Annotated in this window: 12 protein-coding genes; 1 reads left to right on the forward strand and 11 read right to left on the reverse strand. The window is 34.6% G+C overall.

The genetic code is table 11. From position 1 onward, the window contains the following. Nucleotides 1–401 precede the first annotated feature (401 nt). The 9 genes from ACP6PM_RS20505 to ACP6PM_RS20545 form a co-directional block, all read right to left on the reverse strand. Nucleotides 402–1,163 (reverse strand): sulfotransferase family 2 domain-containing protein, encoded by a 762-nt coding sequence (locus ACP6PM_RS20505; RefSeq protein WP_426587868.1) that lies wholly within the window; start codon nucleotides 1,161–1,163, stop codon nucleotides 402–404. Between the two features lie 239 nt (nucleotides 1,164–1,402). Then, entirely contained in the window at nucleotides 1,403–3,481 is a 2,079-nt protein-coding gene (locus ACP6PM_RS20510) for a tetratricopeptide repeat protein (protein WP_426587870.1), read from the reverse strand. Between the two features lie 480 nt (nucleotides 3,482–3,961). Next, complete coding sequence (locus tag ACP6PM_RS20515) at nucleotides 3,962–4,543, reverse strand: class I SAM-dependent methyltransferase (RefSeq protein ID WP_426587872.1); 582 nt, start codon at nucleotides 4,541–4,543, stop codon at nucleotides 3,962–3,964. A gap of 233 nt (nucleotides 4,544–4,776) precedes the next feature. After that, nucleotides 4,777–5,514, reverse strand: a complete 738-nt coding sequence (locus tag ACP6PM_RS20520) for a sulfotransferase family 2 domain-containing protein (RefSeq protein WP_426587874.1) — start codon at nucleotides 5,512–5,514, stop codon at nucleotides 4,777–4,779. A gap of 54 nt (nucleotides 5,515–5,568) precedes the next feature. Beyond that, nucleotides 5,569–11,502, reverse strand: a complete 5,934-nt coding sequence (locus ACP6PM_RS20525; protein WP_426587876.1) for a tetratricopeptide repeat protein — start codon at nucleotides 11,500–11,502, stop codon at nucleotides 5,569–5,571. A gap of 943 nt (nucleotides 11,503–12,445) precedes the next feature. Then, nucleotides 12,446–12,658 carry a response regulator gene (locus ACP6PM_RS20530; RefSeq protein ID WP_426588002.1) on the reverse strand — a complete coding sequence of 71 codons (213 nt, stop codon included), beginning with the start codon at nucleotides 12,656–12,658 and terminating at the stop codon, nucleotides 12,446–12,448. Continuing rightward, the gene (locus ACP6PM_RS20535) at nucleotides 12,655–12,918 is read right to left on the reverse strand and encodes a response regulator (protein WP_426587878.1); all 264 of its coding nucleotides are present in this window, start codon (nucleotides 12,916–12,918) and stop codon (nucleotides 12,655–12,657) included. The genes ACP6PM_RS20530 and ACP6PM_RS20535 overlap by 4 nt, the downstream gene beginning before the upstream one ends. A gap of 252 nt (nucleotides 12,919–13,170) precedes the next feature. Beyond that, nucleotides 13,171–13,920 (reverse strand): TspO/MBR family protein, encoded by a 750-nt coding sequence (locus ACP6PM_RS20540; protein WP_426587880.1) that lies wholly within the window; start codon nucleotides 13,918–13,920, stop codon nucleotides 13,171–13,173. Between the two features lie 606 nt (nucleotides 13,921–14,526). Continuing rightward, entirely contained in the window at nucleotides 14,527–16,131 is a 1,605-nt protein-coding gene (locus ACP6PM_RS20545; protein ID WP_426587882.1) for a hypothetical protein, read from the reverse strand. A 484-nt stretch (nucleotides 16,132–16,615) separates the two neighbouring features. Between ACP6PM_RS20545 and ACP6PM_RS20550 the strand changes: the two genes are divergently transcribed. Further along, nucleotides 16,616–16,783 (forward strand): hypothetical protein, encoded by a 168-nt coding sequence (locus ACP6PM_RS20550; RefSeq protein WP_426587884.1) that lies wholly within the window; start codon nucleotides 16,616–16,618, stop codon nucleotides 16,781–16,783. Between the two features lie 282 nt (nucleotides 16,784–17,065). On the opposite strand, the gene ACP6PM_RS20555 is transcribed toward ACP6PM_RS20550, so the two are convergent. Together ACP6PM_RS20555 and urtE are read right to left on the reverse strand one after the other, a co-directional pair. After that, nucleotides 17,066–18,211, reverse strand: coding sequence for an RNA-guided endonuclease InsQ/TnpB family protein (locus ACP6PM_RS20555; protein WP_426587886.1), 1,146 nt, complete (start codon nucleotides 18,209–18,211; stop codon nucleotides 17,066–17,068). 337 nt (nucleotides 18,212–18,548) lie between these two features. Beyond that, on the reverse strand, nucleotides 18,549–19,301 hold the full coding sequence (gene urtE, locus ACP6PM_RS20560) for an urea ABC transporter ATP-binding subunit UrtE (protein ID WP_426587888.1): 753 nt from the start codon (nucleotides 19,299–19,301) through the stop codon (nucleotides 18,549–18,551). Between the last annotated feature and the right edge of the window lie 1,046 nt (nucleotides 19,302–20,347).

Here is a 20,347-nt window from a genome sequence, read left to right on the forward strand (position 1 = left end):
AGGGAACAGGGGGGAGTAATTGATAATTTATAGATCAGAATTGATTTAATTTTTCATTTTTGGAGAGATCTAGTGGTAAGCAAGTATTAATGAAGTCAGAAGTCAACCCACCCCTAACCCCTCCCAGGAGGGGAAGTAGGGGATTTGAGCAAGGCTCCAAAAATATTTCGCCTTAAAAGGCGGGGTTTTAGACCCATGTTATTTTGATAATAGGTAGTAGGGAAAAGAGCACACTGGAACTGGGATATGGGAGCCTTTTCTCAAACCTTTAGCAATAGAGAATCGAGAACACCGGAGTCGGGTATAGTTCTAATATCCTCACTATTTTAATATTACTCATAAATAACAAACTAAATTTACTCAAATTTAAAAATATTTTCAATTAAAAATTAGCTCATTAATTACCATTCATTTTTTATGAATTTACTGGTAGTTCTAGATACAATATAATCAAAATTTTTGATTGTAAACTTATTTTTTAAATTGTTGTAAAACGCAATATCCATCCCATTTTTTTGTTTAATAATGTCAATTAACTCTTGAGATACTTCTCGTTTATTTTTTCTATTTTTAGTTACTTTCTGTTTTGTATATGATTTATTTTTCCAACCCAAAATATTTTGTAAAACTTGTAAAAAATCATCAAAATTATCTTGTGTTCCCACTGCTAAAAAGTGATTACAAATATTTTGATAAGCTAAATCCATAGTTTCTTTTGCACTTCCTACCATTGAGCCTGCTATTTTCTTAACCTGTTCATTTCTAGGGCAATTTCTAGACAGTACAAAATCTTCTAAGCTGATATCTTTAGACAAAAATTCATTGTGTAGTCGATGAGCTGGTTCTTCACGAATAAAATAATACATGGAAATAATTCGATCGACTGGTTCTCGAATAAGAGTTATATAAATTGCTGGTTTAGCTAAATATTTATGAAGGCCGTATGGCATATGTCCTACATAACAATGAACCCTTTTGTTATCATACTCAGATATCTTTTGGGCTGCTTCAAGAGGAGTTTGGCTAACTTTAAGAAAGTGTACTTTTTCTTGAGAATATTGACTTAAAATCACAGAACGTAGAGTAGTCCCTGCTGTTTTTGGAATATGGGGAAATATCAATATTTTACTAGAAAGTTTTTGTTGGATATCAGATATATTCATAATTTTTGCACTCTTGAAAAATATAATAATTCTGCATTTTAGCTTATTAAAAGCTATATTTTTTCATTAGCTAAGGTAGAGTATAGCGTTTCTCAGGCTAATGAGGTACACCTATTTTTATATCTTTTCTATTCCCTATTCCCTGTTCCCTATTCCCTATTCCCTAAAACAAAGAAATTTTGTACCTTACCAGCATGGGAATTGCTATATTGTTTTAGGAGAAAGCAAAAATCTTTTAACTAGACTGAATTAATTAACTTTTTTTGAGCTAAAGCTTCAGCAAGTTTTTTATATACACCTATACCAATATCAGGTCTAAGTTGAATGGCTTTTTTGTAACAAGCAATTGCCTCGTTTAATTGACCTTCTTGTTGTAATGCTTCTCCGAGTAGATTGTAGACTCCATGAAATTTGGGGTTGAGTGTAATAACGTAACGGTAATTTTCTATTGCTTCTTGAAATTTTCCTTGCTTCATTAGTAAATTTCCTAGCTGATGATAGGCAATGAAATAGTCTGGAGAAATTTCAATTAAGCTCTTGTAAACTGTGATTGCTTCTTCAAAGCGACTTTGTTTAGTCAGAGCATTTCCCAATTTTTGGTAAGTTTTGGTGTAATTTGGGTTGATATCAATAGCATTTTTATATACTTTAATTGCTTTCTCGCAGAGATATTGTTTACTTGGAATATCAACTTCCCCCCATTCCATTTTTTTAATTAGAGCATTTCCCATACTATAATTAAATAAAAAATATTTTGGCTCTATGCTAATAGCATGATTATAATAACTTAGACTTAAGTCAATATTATTTTGTCTATCCAATTCTTGAGCAAGTACCCAATAAATCTCGGAACTATCGGGAAATCTTTTGATTGCATCTTGATAACTGTCTATATAATATTTTGAATTATTAGTAATAGCATAATTTTCTTCAATAACTTGTTTTAATTTTTTATATATATCAACTGATTCTGGTTGTATTTCCAATGCAGATTTATACATTAGAATAGCATCTTTATAATTTCTTTTTTGCGAAAAAATATCACCTAATTTTTGATATATTTCACAACTAAGAGGTTTTATTTTAAGTGCTTCACGATACCAGTAAATCCCTTCATCTAACTGTTCATCTTTAATAAAGATATCTCCAATTTCATCATAATACTTGAAACAATTAGGGTTATATTTTATAGCTAACTTATATACCGTTGTTAATTTGACATCCCACTGTGTTCTGGTTAAATTTACTTCTTCTATTTTTGCTAACGAACAATATAATTGTTTGTTTAATTCTAGAGCTTTTTTATACATACTAATAGCAATATCAAACTTATTTTGCTTCGTTAGGAAATTTCCTAGTTGCAAATAAGCTTCATAACTACTTGAATCAATTTCTGTGATACTTTGGTAGATAATTATTGCTTCATCAAATTTAGCTTTTTGAGCTAGCACATTAGCTAACTCTATACATAAATTAACATCTTGCTTGATTTCCAAAGCTGCATAATAAAGTTCTATATTTTGGGGATGCTTTTGAATAGCTTTTAAATAATAATTATACGCCAATTCTTGACTTCTTCTTACTTGCTGGTGTAGTGAGTTTGCTAACTTCTCTTCAATACTAGGTAAATCAAAATTTAGAAGTATAGCACAGCGATAAGCAGCTATTGCCTCATCCCAATCCTTCAACCTAACAAAAACATCTCCCAATTTATAATAACCCCAAGAAAAATCAGGATTCAACTCAACAGCCCGACGATAAGCAACAACTGCTTCTTCCCACTTATGTAATTTAACTAAAACATCTCCTAAATTATTATAAGACCAACAAAAATCAGACTTTAATTCTATCGATTTATCATAAGCAGCAACAGCATCTTCTAGCTCCTCTCTTTCCTGCAATAAATTACCTAATTTATGATGCACCTCCCATAATTCGGGTTGAATTTTAACGGCTTTTCTATAAACCTTTATTGCCTCTTCTTTCTCTCCTTTTTCTACCAAAGTATCACCTTGAAAATGGTAATCATCTGCCAAATTTGAGTCTACTTTAATTGTATCACCAGCAGCAACTTTTTCTAAATGCGACTTCCCTTGTGTAGCTAATATTTGCCCAAACTGCTCCGCTATTGTTAACTTCCCTCTAGCTTCTTGCTGCTGAAGCTTATTTTCTGCATCTGCCAAATACTGTTTTATCTCTTCCCAGTCAGGAGCTAACTTAATTGCTTTTTGGTAAGCAGCGATCGCTTCCTCCAATTCTCCCTTTTTCACGAAAACTTTTCCTAAGCAGAAAAAATTCTTTGCTTGCTTAACATTCATTTTTTGCACCCGATGATTTTATGAGTGTTTTAGGAATAAATCAATTTTTGGAATTTCCTGGTACCTCTTTACCTCAATTAGTATAATTCTTAAATGTACCCGATGGCCAGTAAAGGAGCATCCAAAATAATGTAGCCATGTAAAGGATGGCCACACTACAAGCTTTGTTTGGTTTGACATGAAGACAAACCTACGAGGTGATTAACTGTTGACTAAAAACAGATTTATACTAAATAGGAGGCTTGAAATACTAAATCGAATATTTTTTCATTCATTTTGCATAGGAACTTATTGACCTCCTGCTCCCTGTTCCCTGTTCCCTTTCTTAACAATGAATCAGGACTACTTTTTCATTCTTCTTGACTTTAATTATTTCTATAAGCAGGTACACAAAATTAATTACACATTTTTCCAAATTGAAACCTTTTTACTGCAAGGGTTCTAGAGAATTAGAGTAGGAAATCAATTCTGTGTAGGTGCTTAGTTTTTTCTATATAAAAAAATAGATTGTCCATGGGGTTCTTTTTCTGCTCTCCATTGGACCCCAGCCATATTCAATTCTTTTTGTGTAAATAAAGATTTTACAGGTACTAAACAATCTACGCCCAAAGCTTGCTGAATTAAATCTATAACGTCACCTCCGAAGATACGCACATGGTCTTTCTGCCCAAACTTTTTTGAACGTTCTTCATCAGACAAATATGGATTTAAGTTTTCAGTAGTAGTTCTTTGTTTTGAACTAACAGGAATTGTAAAAAGCATAGTCCCTCCTGGTTTTAAAATCCGATCAAAACCGCGTAAAACACCTTTGACAGAACAGAAAAGATGTTCAAGTACGTGGTTATGCAATATTAAATCCCATTGATCTGAAGGCATAGAGTATAAATCTTCACAAATATCCAAACGCCTAACTGTCTTTTTGGAATTTTTGTATTTTTCAGGAAACAAATCACAAACTTCATACTTTTCACCGTGACTTTCACTAAACAAGTTAATTAAACACTTTTCAGGAGCAAAATGTAGGATACAGTCGTTAGTACGAGGAATTCCCAGTTTCACCATAGTCATATAAATCACTCTAGTACGTTCTAGCGATCTACAACTCAAACACATATAATAAGGACGTCCAGTTAAATGTTTAAATGTTTGACCATTACAAATTGGGCAAGTTACTATGTTCATATTCAATTTCAATCACCTTATTCACATTTTATTTGGTAGCAATTAGAGATTATTTAGATAAATACTTCCGATCTATAGCTTTTCGGGAAAATCGTATTTGACTTCTTATGGCTTTAACATTTGAGATCATCAAACAACTTAAAATCATCGACATAAAGTTCATTAATAACTGCATCTAAGTCATCAACTAAGAAGGCAGAGACACTTGGTAAACTACCTTCTTTGACAAATCTATCATGAATTTTATATGCAGGTAAGTCAGCAGCATCATCATCATATTTTTTGAACAATGATGTAGCATTTACTTTTTTGCTAAAAAATTGATCGGCAACTTTCTTATCAAAAAGATGTTTTGCATTTTCATACAAATCATCAAGCAACCAAAGATGATTATACTTAACAGGAGCTAAATGTTCTTTCTGAGACCAAAAATGACAATCAAGGTTGTCATAATCTATTTTTGTTAAATACTCTGACAGAAATGCCCGGAAAGTTAATAAATGAGGTGAAATATCTATATTATCCTTGATAGAATTATACATATCAGACCTTTGTTGTTTGCCAAAATTCTGAATAAACTGATTTAGGTAGGCTGATACAACTCGTGAATATGGGTCTCTAATAATTGCTATTCTATTTTCAAATCTGTCTATTTCTTCTACAAGGTTTATTTTGTGGTATTTCACCATAAAACGATGAATTGTCTGACAATTGTTTAAATACTTTTTCATAGGAGACTTCGCAGCAAAAATTTTTTTAAAACTACTGCAAGCATTTTTTCTTATATAGGTGTAAACAAAATCAACACCATTTAATTTCAAGTGAAAATGATCGTAAGTTCTTTTTGGCATAGTAAGTTCTAATTAACTAATTTTATTTAGTGATTTTGAGCGACAAAACAAACTTTATTTGTTCAATAATTGAGATACTAGAAGATTCATAATGGTTGGTGTTGTTTCAGTAAAATAAGATGGAAAATATTTACTATTTGATACTTTGGGCATTTTGTTATATGTATACAGCTCATAAAAAAGTTCCTCATATCGCCTCGCTTGAATCATAAAGCTGAGATTTTTTTGTGCATATTTCCGGCAATTTTGAGACATATCTTTTCCGATCAAAGTCTTGTAAATACCTTCTGCTAAACCTTCTACATCTCCGATCTCAACAGTATAACCAGTAACTCCATCTTGAGCCATGTCAGGAATAGCTCCTGTTTTAAAACCGACTACTGGAGTTCCGCAGGAAATTGATTCTGCTGTAGTATTAGAAAAAGTTTCTTCCAAAGAAGGCACAATTACAACGTCAGCAGCGGAATATGCAACTGCAAGCTTTTGATTATCATTAATATAACCAATACTCTTATTGTCAAATTTAATCGCCTTATTAGCTGGTGTTTCATTACCTAAAAGCATCACAAATGGATTTAAGTCTTTGTATTTTTGCATCATTATTTCAAAAGCAGTAATTACCTCTTTATATCCTTTAACTGTACTAGAAAATGAAGGTACATAACCTATTATTTTTCTGTCAAGAGGCAATCCAAAAGCTTTGCGTGCTTCAAGCTTATTATGAGGTTTAAATACATCTGTTTCAATTGAATTAATTATCACCTCAATTCTACATTGATTGAAGTAAGGCACCCTTTTAATAATTTCTGCTGTATGTTTACTGATCGTGACAATAGTTATATTATCAAAATTGTAATAACGCCTTTTGGCATTCAATATCTTGCGAGGATAATCATCAAATGTATCAACAAGTTGGGGACAATTTCCACACTCATTTTGCCATTCGTTACAACCATGAAAATAATGACAACCTCCTGTAAGTGGGTGCATATCACGGATAGTCATTAATAATGGCTTACCTATCCTGCTTAATTGAGCAATATTTTCTATAGACAAGAAACGTGCTGCCCAATGTAAAGAAATCACATCAGCTTTTTCAACCATTGATGCGAGTTGCGTAGAAGTAAGAAATGGATGATTAAGACTAAAGATGGTAAATTCTGGTTTACTAAGTGAGGATTGTTGCAAGAGATTCCAAGCATTCCATGAATTTACATTTGGAGTAGGGTTATCTACAACTTTTACATTGGGATACTTTCGATGATTTCCACCTTTTGTATACATGGTAGGATTAATACTTGTGAACCTCAAGCCTTTATGCACTCGAAAAGCTGCATAACCAGCACCTTGTACTGTTGCAGAAGAAAACAATGCTGCATTTAATTTAGACTGAGTTACCTTGATAATTTCTTTTGCCAATGAAATAGATTGCTTTTTGTTTGAGAAAAATGATAGTCTTTCTTTGGCATATTTACTGTTATCAGCAAAGCATTCTCCCTTTTCAAAAAATTCTTGCAATGCTTTTCCTATAGCAATTCCGTCTCCATGGGGAACTATTTTCGCAAACTTGTTTTGGCCTCCTATAACCTCTGGTAAACCACCAGCATCACTACTAATAACTGGTAAACCAGCAGAAATTGCTTCTAAAATTGCTACTCCAAATGTTTCAGACTTCTTGAGTTTATCTTTAGAGTACGTTGAAGATTGTATGTATATATCGAAAGACTGGAAAAATTCTGGCTGTTTTGAGAAATCAACAAATGGAATTAGGGAAACCTGTGCAGCTAGATTTAATTTTTCAATTTCGGCGACTGTTTGTTTATAATAGTCTTCACCTTTACCATAAACAATTGTTAAATGTACATCTTTATAACAGTTATCTCTAAAGTACTTGAGTCCCTCTAACAAATAAAGATGACCTTTCCAATCTATCAATCTACCAATATTCAAAAGATTTAGTGTGCGGTCTTTCTTGAAATAATTGGATTCTTTCCTATAGGCAAAGAAGCGGTCGTGGACTGTATTGGGAATCACTGCAATCTTATTATTGGGAATTCCATGACTTTCTAATTCACTTCTTAGATAATTAGAAACTGTTGTAAAGAATGTATTTTCACGTTGGCAAAAATCTTCGAGTAAGTATTTTTTATACTCTGGTTTTTCACTGATTGAAAAAACATCAACGCCATGAGTCATGCTTATAGCTGGCACTGAAATACCAAGAGGCTCTATCCGTTGTCTGAGTTTCCATTCATTTACAGCAAAGTGCGCAATTATAACATCTGGATTAATCTTTTTAAAGATATACTTATATAATTCTACTCTTACTTCTTCTCGAAACCCTGCCCAATGAATATGTAAGCTTTTTTCATATGGTCTTTCTTGGGCTAGAAATTTATTGTCAAATAGTATGTAATTGTCAAATACAGTCTCTTTTTCTAGACGAGTCAGCAAATCGTAAATGAAAGTTTCAGAAGGCGTGGAAAAATTAAAAACGTAATGAAGAATTACTTTTCCATTAGTTTGTTTTTTCTTAGCCACTGCAGCATCAATAGACTCAATAATTTGGGAAAAATCACCATATCTTGTATTTATTCTGATGGATGATTTCGGGATAGATAGGAGGTCAGAAACTTCAATAAAAATCGGGAATAGGTTATTTGATTCTGTGTGGGATAGTCGAAAACCATCTCGGTATTTGAAACAGTAATCAATATATTTACCAAGACACCGAAGAAAAAATTCTTCCTGGGAGTATTTTTTAGCGATCGCCAGCATATTTGAGATTTTCTTTGGATCGAATCGAAGTTTATATATATCCTCCGCTTCTTGTGGATCTAGAAATTCAAATACTTCCCTAGTGCTTTCGATAATCTCAGAAAACATCAATTCTTTTCTCTTGGCATTACTACCAGAAGAAAGTCCGCCATGAGAGAAGTTAAACAAAAACTCTGTTACTAGGTCAAACTGTTCGCCATTTTGATATGCTTCCCGCTTCCATAGCATATCGCTGACAATTCGATATTTTTCAGAGTATTTGCCAATCCTGTTGTAACAATCTCGATGAACCAGAAAAGAAGCATGATTAATGTTAAGATGACCCAGGAAAATACCTTCATTCATTCCTGGTGTTACCCATTGACTATCGCCGTGATTGCAATAAGTGTATACAACTGACGAGCCTTTTTCTAGTGCCATTTTAACCGACAAACTGACAAAATCAGGAGCATACCAGTCATCAGAATTTAAAACGGTAATATAATTCCCACGAGCTAGCTCTAATCCCCTATTCATGGCATTATAAATTCCACCGTCTGGTTCAGAAACAAAATAATCAATTTTGTCGCTGTACTTGCTAATCAAATCTAGAGTAGGTCGATCACTACCCCCATCAATGACAATATACTCAATATTAGAATATTTTTGATTGATTACAGAATTAATGCAACGCTCAAAGGTAGTTGAGTTATTATAAACAGCAGTAATAATTGACACGAGAGGCTCTTCTGGAGTGCCACCTTTACTACCGCGAGATAATCTTAGCCCTCCTTCCGCCTGCCTTTTTCCTGTTAGATCTGGATAAGTATTATACTTTCCACACACTAAATTAGAAGTCTTCTGTAATGGCTTTATTTTTGGGGTATTGATGAAATCTTGATTGATATCTGGTACATCAATTTTTTCATCCGAATAGGATGCAACTGCCAGTTTACCATTATCCTGAGAAGTAGCAGATTGCTCGCACGATTCTACATCTTCTGGTTTTACATTGGAAGCGCTCGCTTTTTCTATTAGTTCCTCTTTCTCTAATTCCTCTTTCTCTAATTTCACCTTCTGTGGTAGTTGTGGATTTTTTTCCTCAATGGTCTTTTGGTTATCTGCGCTGAAATTAGGAGCGCGGAAGACCATAGCTTTTTCTGAGTTTCCTTTTTCATTAATTGTTACTCCAGTCAGATGGGATGAATTTAGAGTCCACAATTCTATTTCCAATTTAGATGGTTCATTGATCGCGACATTCGGGTAAACCCATGCTGTAGCACCCAGAATAGTACCACGAGTTTTATCATAAGCTCTTAATCCGCTTTCCTGAAAGTGTACTGTTTTAATATGATGACAAGGATTATAAACCTGAGCACCATGAACTGCAAATAAGTAAGCAATTTTATTATCACAGCCAGGTACTCCCAAGGGAATTCTCAAATCATTCTTGAAATATTCATTAAAATTATATTCCCCAAGCACAGCCCAAACATCTTGTGACCAATGAGGATTTTCATGCAGTATTTGCTTATTACTTTTTGTTTCATAACGACTCAGAGCCACAAACGCTTGAGGGTCAGCAGAAAATATTTCCCCGATCCGAGCAACTGATTCATCAAAATAGATATCAGTGTTAGCAAGTATTGAAATTCGACCGCGACACTTTTTCTCCGTTAATTCTACCCAATCAAGATAAGTCGCTCTGGAAGTTATTTTGACAATTTCAATCTTGGGATGTTCTAATTCTGGCCTATGATTATCATCTACCATCAAAACAATTTTTTCAATCTCAGGGCATTGTATATTTTTTTTCAGACAATAAATAAATTCATTTTGCCTTTCTAAGTCTTTTGCTTGGTAATAAGGAGTGAATAAGGTAATTTTCGGATATTTAGTAACTGCTTTTTGATGGGTAGGAATTTCTCCTTGGGAATCTTTTAAGCACTGTTGCAACTCCCCCAAAGCCTGCCCCAAAAGGAAGATAACCTCACCAGATTCACCAGAAAAAAGCACCGCCTGGCGATAATACTCCACTGCCTCTGACCATTGCCCCAATTTACCTAAAGCCTCAGCTAAACTCAAACAACACTCACCCCTATTGGAATTAATCTTCAAACTCTGGCGATAATATTCCACTGCCTCTGACCATTGCTGTTGCCCTGATTTAACTGCCCCCAAATAATAATAAGCTTCTGCTAGATGGGTATTCAATAGAGAGGTTGCATCTAATTTTTTATGTAGCTTTTCAGAAGTAGGGAGAGAATTTGAGGGAGACTGAATCGCCAATTCAAGGTAATCCTGTGCCTCTGACCATTTTCCTAACTTCACCAATGCTGCTCCCAAATTAAGACAAAACTCAGGCACATCAGTTTTCATATTAACCGCCTGACGTAAATAACCCACTGCTTCCTGAAACTGACCCTGTTGGTGCAACAGTGACCCCAACTTGTAAAGATACCATGGGGCTTGAGGATTTATGGCCACTGCCTGACGATATGCCTTAACCGCCTCTTCCGCATCTTCCAACTTAACTAAAACATCTCCCAATTTATAATAACCCCAAGGAAAATCAGGATTCAACTCAACAGCCCGACGATAAGCAACAACTGCTTCTTCCCAGTTTTCTAACTTAACTAAAACATCTCCCAAATTATTATAAGACCAAGAAAAATCAGGCTTTAATTCTATTGATTTATTATAAGCAGCAACAGCATCTTCTAGCTCCTCTCTTTCCTGCAATAAATTAGCTAATTTATGATGCAATTCCCATGATTCTGGTTGAATTTCAACGGCTTTTCTATAAACCTTTATTGCCTCTTCTTTCTCTCCCTTTTCTACCAAATCATCACCTTGAAAATGGTAATCATCTGCCAAATTTGAATCTACTTTAATTGTGTTACTAGCAGCAATTTTTTCTAAATCTGACTTCCTTTGTGTAGCTAATATTTTCCCCAATTTCCCTGCCATTCTTAACTTCTCAGTAGCTTCTTCCTGCTGTTCACCATTCGCTATTTTCTGCTGAAGCTGATTTTCTACATCTGCCAAATGCTGTTTTACCTCTTCCCAGTCGGGAGCTAACTTAATTGCTTTTTGGTAAGCAGCGATCGCTTCAGACCATTCTTCTTGTTTCGCTAAAACTTTTCCTAAACCGAAAAAATTTTTTGCTTGCTTAATATTTATTGTTTGTGGTTGTGTGGGTGGGGAAAAAAATGTTGAATTTTTTGACATCGTCTCTATTTTTTATTTCCTATTACTATCAAACAGTAACTTTAAACAAAATCCGGAAATCTTAATAAGAGAACAGAAAAATCAAATAAATTGAGGAGATATTAACGGTACTTTGATGTTTTTTATAGCGAAAATTCAAAACCCTTAAATTTATTTCAAGGGTTTTGAAGATGATTTTATTATTCTTGAATAAATCAATAACTTTTTTCGTACCAAATCAATGTTAAATCCAGAATAAATCCTGGTAATATCATGTCCGCTTGAATAGTTATATTTTGGTGAAAGGAAGGCAGAAGGTTTTTTGCCCATTTTGACCTTAATTTTATACACAAATGATGCTACCGGACATGATATAATATATTTTATCCTGAAGTTAATTTTCCTCATCTGCCAAAGATTTTTTTACTTCTTCCCAGTCGTGAGTTAACTTAATTGCTTTGCGGAAACAAGCGATCGCCTCTTCCCATTCTTATTTTTTTACTAACAGGACTTACGCAGAACCACCATATCTTGTAGGGGCGATTCGCGAATCGCCCCTACAGATGGTGTATGATTCGATCTTTTGCGTAAGTCCTGACTAAAACTTTTCCTAAGTTGAAAAAAATCTAAGAATTTTTTTGTACTATCTCTACCTCTTTAATTCTAATTTGCCTTGATAATATATTATTTAATTATATCGGATAATTTCTCTAGAGACTGCCTAGGTTTTTCCAATTTTTTAGTTTGAGTTTTCAGCCATTGAGCTGCTGCTTTTTTAAGTAGTACATAACTCATATTACTATGCCCGGAAAATTACAAATACAACTTAAATCATCCATATAAATTCCTATGCAAAATTAATTACACATCCTATAGATTTCCTGTTCCCTGTTCCCAGTTAAGTGTTCCCTCTCTCAACTAGGAAATTCCTAAAAGCACAACTACTTAATTAACTATTATATAATTACATATCTTTCATTGGACCCTGATATTTTCGTAATACTTCAATCAACTCTTGAATCCGGATAGGTTTACTTAAATAATCATTCATTCCGACATCAAAACATAACTTTCGATCGCTTTCCATGGCATTAGCAGTTACTGCAATAATATAAGGTATTTCTGCGGGTAAAATTGCTGATAAATTTTCATTGTTGCTGCCAAACCATCCATTTATGGCATTTGCATATCCATCAGGATAATATCATATTTCCGAAGTTTCAAAGCGTCTAAAACTTCTAAGCCATTTGCAGCAATATCTGCCAAATAACCTAATGTTTTTAAAATATTGATGGCAACTTTTTGGTTAACTCTATTATCTTCTGCTAATAAAATTTGCAAAGGTAGTTCCTCGGCTAATTTAGGAATTTCTATAGTTTTATCGTTCGGATTTTTTTTTGTTAACTTAATGGGTTGTTTCTGAAAAATACCCAACAATATTTGATAAAGTTGAGATGGTTTTATTGGCTTTTGTAATATTGCTACAAAATTTATTCGTGGTAGTAAATCTAAGGATTATAGACATTAAGTAAATATATATTATGTCTTTCAACTCTACTCCCTACTCCCTCCTCTCAAGAAGATTTAGTAATACTTTTGAGATTTGGTATAACATATATTAAATGGTATAATAAATTTAGGTTGGATTTAAGTAGGAGTTTTGTCAAAAAAACCCTACAATTGTATATTTTAGCTAACTGTTAATTTTAGTGGATATAATGGTTCTTTGCCGTTCAATTGCCAAATTCTAAATACTAATACAACAGCTACAGTTAACCACACACAAGAAGGAGCTAAAATTATTCCAGCTATAGGATTAGTTTGCCAGTAAAATATAGTAACTATTAAGGCAGATAACCAAGGACCGAAAATAACAACAGGAACAGCAGCACCTAATCTCCGTTCCACAGTAAAGATAGTATTCCAAGTATCTCCTAAAGCAAGATGTACTGCAAAAGCTATTAAAGGAAGCACTAAAAATTGTTGGTTCATTTGCTGCCAAATTAATAGAGAAGAAATTACTCGTAAAACTGCAATTGTCATCCAAACTATGGGAAAAGCTAAAGGTGGAGGTGCCCATTTTGGTCTGATAATACTATCATAAGTTTTGCTAGTACGGGTATTGTCTAATGGAGAAAAAATTCGCGAGCGAATACTCAATAATGTGAACAGTAATCCGGCAAATACTGTGCTTAACCAACTGGGAAAAGAAGAGTAATTATTAACTAAAATCACCAATTTTTCCATTCCCCAAAAAGCGATAATAATTATTCCTATTTGCAGGATAGTTCCTAATTTATAAATAGAAAGTGCCTTTAAATCTAGCTCTTTTGTAGAAACTATTTGTCTGTCTAGAGACTGGTTTTTATCTTCAGTTTTCACCCCCATCACTGTATTAACAATCTGTTCAACTGTTCCACCATCATTTGATTGAGTCATAATTAAAATACTCAGAAAATTATCAATTTATATCATGTCCGGTTGAATAGTTATAATTAAAGCTTGTAGTAGGGCTTTAGCCTGAGAAATTTGAGGGGCTAAAGCCCTACTACAAACAAAAACTTTTTTATCACTCATTATCCGGACATAATATTACATATTAACTTGAGTAGGGACGTTCCATGAAACATACCCACAAAAGTTTGATATAAAATCTGCTTGAAAAGTTGTCCGCAGCGACGATATGAAGCAACTTCGCACAACCCCTGAGATTGCTTCTTTCCACTCCGTTCCAGTCGCAATGACTATAATAACTAATCATCCGGATTTGATATGATATAGAATCCGGTTGAACAGTCGTCATTGCGACGGAAGGAAGCAATCTCAGGGATGCGCGGAGATTGCTTCCTTCCACTCCGTTCCAGTCGCAATGACGTAGGCTATAGTAATTATCCGGATTTTATATGAGAAAGAATTAATTAATTTCTGGAACTTAAACAGCAAAAATTAGTCCCCAGTCGAATATGATACTGGAGACCTATTCACGCCACTACATGAATTATAAATTTAACTTCTGACTTCTAACTTCTGACTTCTGACTTCCTTTTAACGTGGCCAAGAAATTCCAGCACTAGCAGCAAGATAACGAGCTACAGCACCAGCACCATAACGGTTAAGATGACTGGGGTCGAAGAAATATTTATTCTTTGCTAGTTGGGGTTGATATAAATTAAAATTCAGGAACTTAAAACCATTCTCTTGAGCGCGACGTTGCATCCATCCATGAAATTCTTCTTCAGCAGACCAACGTACAGAGTCTAAATAACTATCAGATAGAGGTAAATTAACAAAAACTAAAGGAATATTTCGAGATTTAGTAAAATTCATCACAGAATTTAAAGCTGTCGCCTGAGTACCCCCAAGATAAAAACCAGCATAGTCGCCATCGTAAATTCCTGCCACATAAGGTTTTCTCTGATAATAATAGGAAGGGTTAAACTGCTCATCTACTGACAAAAACCCATTAGCGTCAATAGCATCAGCAGCATTGGCGATCGCTACTGCTTGTACAGGTTGAGTAGAGTATTGGGTATTGGGGGTTGAGTTTGAGGAAGTTTGCCATAGGGGTTTATAGGAATATTTTGCATACTTAGTTGGTTTAATAGCGTTATAGTTAATCTCTATTGTCTCCCCCACCGATGTCTCCCAGGGAAAATTAGGAGTGGGTGAAAATACATTCAAAGGTTTGGGAAACTGATAACAGGTAGAAGCTAAGTTAGATTTCGCTTTAGGTAACTGGGGGCGAATGCCAGAAAGTAGTAGTCTTTTACCCTCAGAAGCAACAATTGAATTATAGGTTCGATCTACTCGCCCACTATTAAATGCTCGTACTCCATCTGCCCAAATAATTAATTTTGGCAGTTGCTTGGAGCTTAAAAGTTGTCGTAGTTGAAAGTCTACTACTTGAGCAGTAGCGCCATTAATACCAAAGTTAAATATGTTTAACCGAGGATAACCTTTAGCCATCAAATATTCTTGTAGTTGTTGGGGGGCAACCCCATATAAAGCACGGGAACTTCCGACAATTAAAACATCTGGCGCACCGACAGTGGCAATGTAAGACAGATAAAGTTCTAATTGGGTATCGAGAATATCACTATTAAAGGAAACAGGGTTAAACTGAGACGGAGCAGAAGCAGCTTGTTGTTGAGAATAAGCTAGGTTTCTCATATACTCAGCAACCTTTTTCTCAGCAAAAGCACGTCTGGGGTTTTCTGGCGGTACCGCTTGCATCCAAGCTACTGCCTGTACCCACTCTTGTGCTACTCTATCCCACTGTTGTTTAGTTCTAGCAGATTGAGCTAAATTTGCGGCTTTTGTAGCAAACCTAACTGCCTGACTAAAAGGGTCAATAGAAGCGCATTGAGTAGAATTGGAATTTTGAGAAACGAGAGAAATTTGGGGGTTATTTTCTTTGTCTAAAGTTAAATCGCAGTTATTAATTGAGATATGATTTTTCTCTAAAGTGGGAGATATTTTGTGTTGAAACTTTTGAGTGGGTATACATCCAACAGTTAGGGTAAGCAAAGTTATGGTTACTGTAAAACGTTGAAGTAAATTAGAATTACATTTACTACTGTTAATTTGATTTTTTATATTCTGTTGCCACCTATATTCAGGAGTGGCATCGGTTGAATGGATTTTAGTCACCTAGATTCCCCTCCACATCTATATATAATATTTGTGGTAGATTATAGTACCTTTCACTACAGACTAACCATTGGTTAGGAAGTCAGAGGTTAGAAGTCAAAAGTCATCTCTGACTTAGTTTTTCCTACAAAAATGCTCCGCAAACAGCATTTAGTAATCTCCGCCCCTTTTGCTTCGACTGCTATGGAACCCCTAAGTGTATCTTTTACATTGATTTTCCTTTCTACAACATTCGCGTTATAGCTGCCGCTAGGATCCGCCTTTCATGTCGCGAAGCGGAACGGAGTTCTATCCCTGAGAAAATATAAAATTTTTAGTTGAATAAAAAATCATGTATATGGGCAAGTTAATCGACCTAATTTTTATCATATCACAAAAATTCTGAGGATGCAACCGACAACTTACAGGGGAATTTTTTTCTGGAGCTTCACAAAATGAAAATGTTGGTGATTTTCCACTCAGGAGCGATGGATGGAAAGATTTGATGAGGGAAAAACAAGTATTTATGGGAGCTTCACAAGATGACAATATTTCTGGTGGAGCATTTTTCAATCTTTTTCCTGTATTGCCTCTATTCCACTGCCGACTCGTACCTCAAAAATTTAATCGCGGACAAATATACCAAATGACTTCTATATTGTTATTGTTTTAAGGAACTCAAAAATCAAAAGTCAAAATTTATCTAAATGGCGGAACGTAGTTTTATCGCTCACTTGCCAGACTATATATTCTTTAACTCCATTCCGAGTTCCCTAAAGTCCTAAAATTGTGTACCTCATCAACTCCGAAACTGCTGTAAGTCGGGGAGTCGCGCAGAAGTAATACAAAATCTGGTTATGGTTGTCAAAAGCTACTTTCTCAAATTGCTCTCTAACCGTTCTTAGAAACCTATGATTATCTATATAAATCTATGATTTTCTATAAATAACCTGTTCTATTCTTGCTTCAACCTGGCAACGTCGGCGTTATCCAGTCCACAAGCTGATACGGGCGAACTGCCCGCCATAGCTAAATTTAATGCTGCATTCAAGTCTCTATCACAACTAAAATTGCAGTGTTCGCAGTTGAAAACGCGCTCTGATAACAACAGAGACTCTTTTACAGTTCCACACCTACTACAGGTTTTAGAACTGGGAAACCATCTATCAACAATGATTAACTCAGAACCATATAATTTACACTTGTATTCTAGCTGTCTACGAAACTCGTAAAAACCCATATCAGCAACAGCCTTGGCTAACTTATGATTGGCCATCATTCCTGATATATTAAGGTCTTCTATTACTATTTGGCTGTGGTTTTTAGCCAAATAAGTGGTTAATTTATGTAATGTATCCTTTCTGATATTAGCTATTGTGTTGTGTAATTGAGCTATTTTGAGTTGTGCTTTCTTCCAATTAGACGAAAACTTAGTTTTATGTCGGTTTAAATATTGCAACCGAGAGAGCTTTGCTTCAAGCTTTCGGTAAGACTTCGCACCAACAAAAACTTCACCAGTTGATAATGTTGCTAAAGTTTTTACTCCTAAATCTACGCCAACTACATCGACTGACTTCTCAGTAATTTGAGGTATGGTTTCTACTTTAAAGCTTATAAACCAACGACCTGATGCCCTACTAATAGTTACAGACTTAGGAGTAACATTATCAGGAAGTATTTCGTATGTTTTAATCCACCCAATCCGGGGTAATTTTATACGGTTAAAACCTACTGATATCGAACCATCTAAAGTAAAACTATCATCTCTACCTTTTTTCTTGAATTTAGGTTGACCTGACACTTTGCTGAATCTTCGTTTCCAAGCGTCTGATAAATACCTCAAAGCATATTGAGGAGCGCACTTAGAAACTTCATAGTACCAATAGTTATTCGGTTTAACCATTGCTACTAAAAGTTTATGCAGATCGATTGCAGTAGGAAAAAATAGTTTACCATCAGGATTATTGGAATTGTGACTAAGGATATTTCTAGTTAACCATAATCCCCAATTCCAGGCGTGACGAGCTACACCTGCGTGTTTAGCCAGTAATGTTTTTTGCTGTTTATTTGGGTGTAATTCAGTTTTGAATCCAAGTAGCATAAACAGATAATCCCAGATTTTTATAGATAATACCAGATTTTAGCCAACAGTTACAAGCCCCTATACCTTCTGCCTTACCTTCATAATAAACCTTCTTACCTTCATAATAAACCTTCTGTCTAAACCTGATTTAGTACAATATCAAGTCTGGTAGCATCATTAGACATCTCCACAAAAGAGGGAATAGGTATGGAGGGGGAAATAATTGATAATTTCTGTAGGATAATTGATTTTATTTTTTATTTTTGGAGAAGTCTATTAGTATATAAAAGTCATAATGGAGAAAAGTCTTCTGCCTTCCTTCCACAACAGATTTAGAATGAAAAACCTATCTAACTTAAACTGCTAAAAATTTTTGGATTATCTCTTGAGTTAGGTCTGTGGTATTTCCTGACGCAACAATTCCTCCTTTTTGCATTGCATAATATCGGTCTGCTTTGCTTACAAAATGGAGATGTTGTTCTACCAAAAGAACAGAAATACCCCTACTTTCAATAATATTTCTGAGTGCAGTTTCTATCTCTAAAATGATAGAGGGTTGAATACCTTCTGTTGGTTCATCTAATAAAAGTAAATTTGGTTTACCCATCAAAGCACGAGCGATCGCTAGTTGTTGTTGTTGACCTCCACTCAAGTTTCCTCCCATTCTAAATAACATTGTTTTCAGAGTAGGAAATAACTCGAATATTTCTTCAGGTATTTCACTTTTTCCTTTTCTACCTTCTTTTCTTGCTTCTAAACCTAACAATAAATTTTCTTTTACTGTCAATCTAGGTATAATTTCTCTACCTTGGGGTACATAACCAATACCTAGACGAGCACGTTGGTCTGTTCTGAGGTTAGCGATCGCTTTACCCCATAAGTTAATTGTTCCTTTCCGTGGTTTTAGTAATCCCATTACTGTTTTTAATAATGTTGTTTTTCCGACTCCATTTCTACCAATTAAACATACCATTTCTCCTCGTTTTACACTTAAATCTACATCCCGCAGAATATGACTTTCTCCATAAAATACATTTAGATTAGATATTTGTAGGGTGGTATAATTAAGCTGATTTTTATCAGTTTTATCCTGGATATCAAAATTCATATAGCAATCCCCTGTATATTTGTGTATAAAAATCTTACTGCTTTTAGGGAACACTTAACTGGTGGGAATTTCAGTTTTTTTATCTACTTTTTGATTACCCGCAACCCATGCACGGATTGCTATAGTTTTTATTTTTGGTAGTGGTATACAAGTAGTGATATATTAAAAAAAGTCAAGTAGTCAAGGAAATACTATTTCTTTGAAACTAAGAATTTAAGATAATTTCTGTTAAGTGTTAAGTGTTAAGTGTTCCCTACCTCTACCCTAAATCACAATCATCAAAGGACTACCTTATTTTTTTTTATTTTTTATTTGAGTTTAAGGAAGAAGGAGGAAGAATAATTTAGTTATCTAGGCAGAAAAGGAGTAAATTTTGAAAAAAAAAGGGAACAATGATAGAAATAGCTGTCTAAAATGAATAGGAGCAACTCTTTTTAAAAAAGCGGTTAGGACTCAGCCAGATGATTTTTATAGTAGTTTTCATTAACATAGAATACAGAAATTTTGGCTTAAAGGCAGAAGAAGGCAAAAGGGAGACAGAGGGCAGAAGTTTTGTAGTCAACATTTTGGAAAACCGCTATAATCAGCGATTAAGGGGATTTCAACCCCGATAATACAATCCTGCCTATGCAGGGTAGCAGGTAATTTTAACCAGAGCCGCTGTCGCTAAAAGCTGAAGGCCGAAGTTCCGACCCAGGAGGCTAGCTGTTTGCGGAGCATTCCGGTACGGAAATGCTTTTAGCTGATAGCTAGTTAAACATCTCTGCTCAAGATGCACTTTTTTGTAGCATTCTTTTTTCAAAGTAGTATAATCCTGCTGAAAAGTCGTCATTGCAACGATATGAAATAATCTAGCGCCACCCCTGAAATTGCTTCCTTCAAGGAGTTCGAGTTGCTGCAGACCTACAATAACTAATTATATCATATCCATTTGTATTGTTTGTGTAAGTCGAAAAATATCTACCCCTCTTTTAAGTTCTTATTCCTTTCAAACCCACATTCCGCACTTCAATTTGTAGTATCAAGATTAGCATGAAAAGCAGTGG

This window comes from Dapis brunnea BLCC-M229 (genome assembly GCF_050015995.1).
GTDB lineage: Bacteria > Cyanobacteriota > Cyanobacteriia > Cyanobacteriales > Microcoleaceae > Trichodesmium.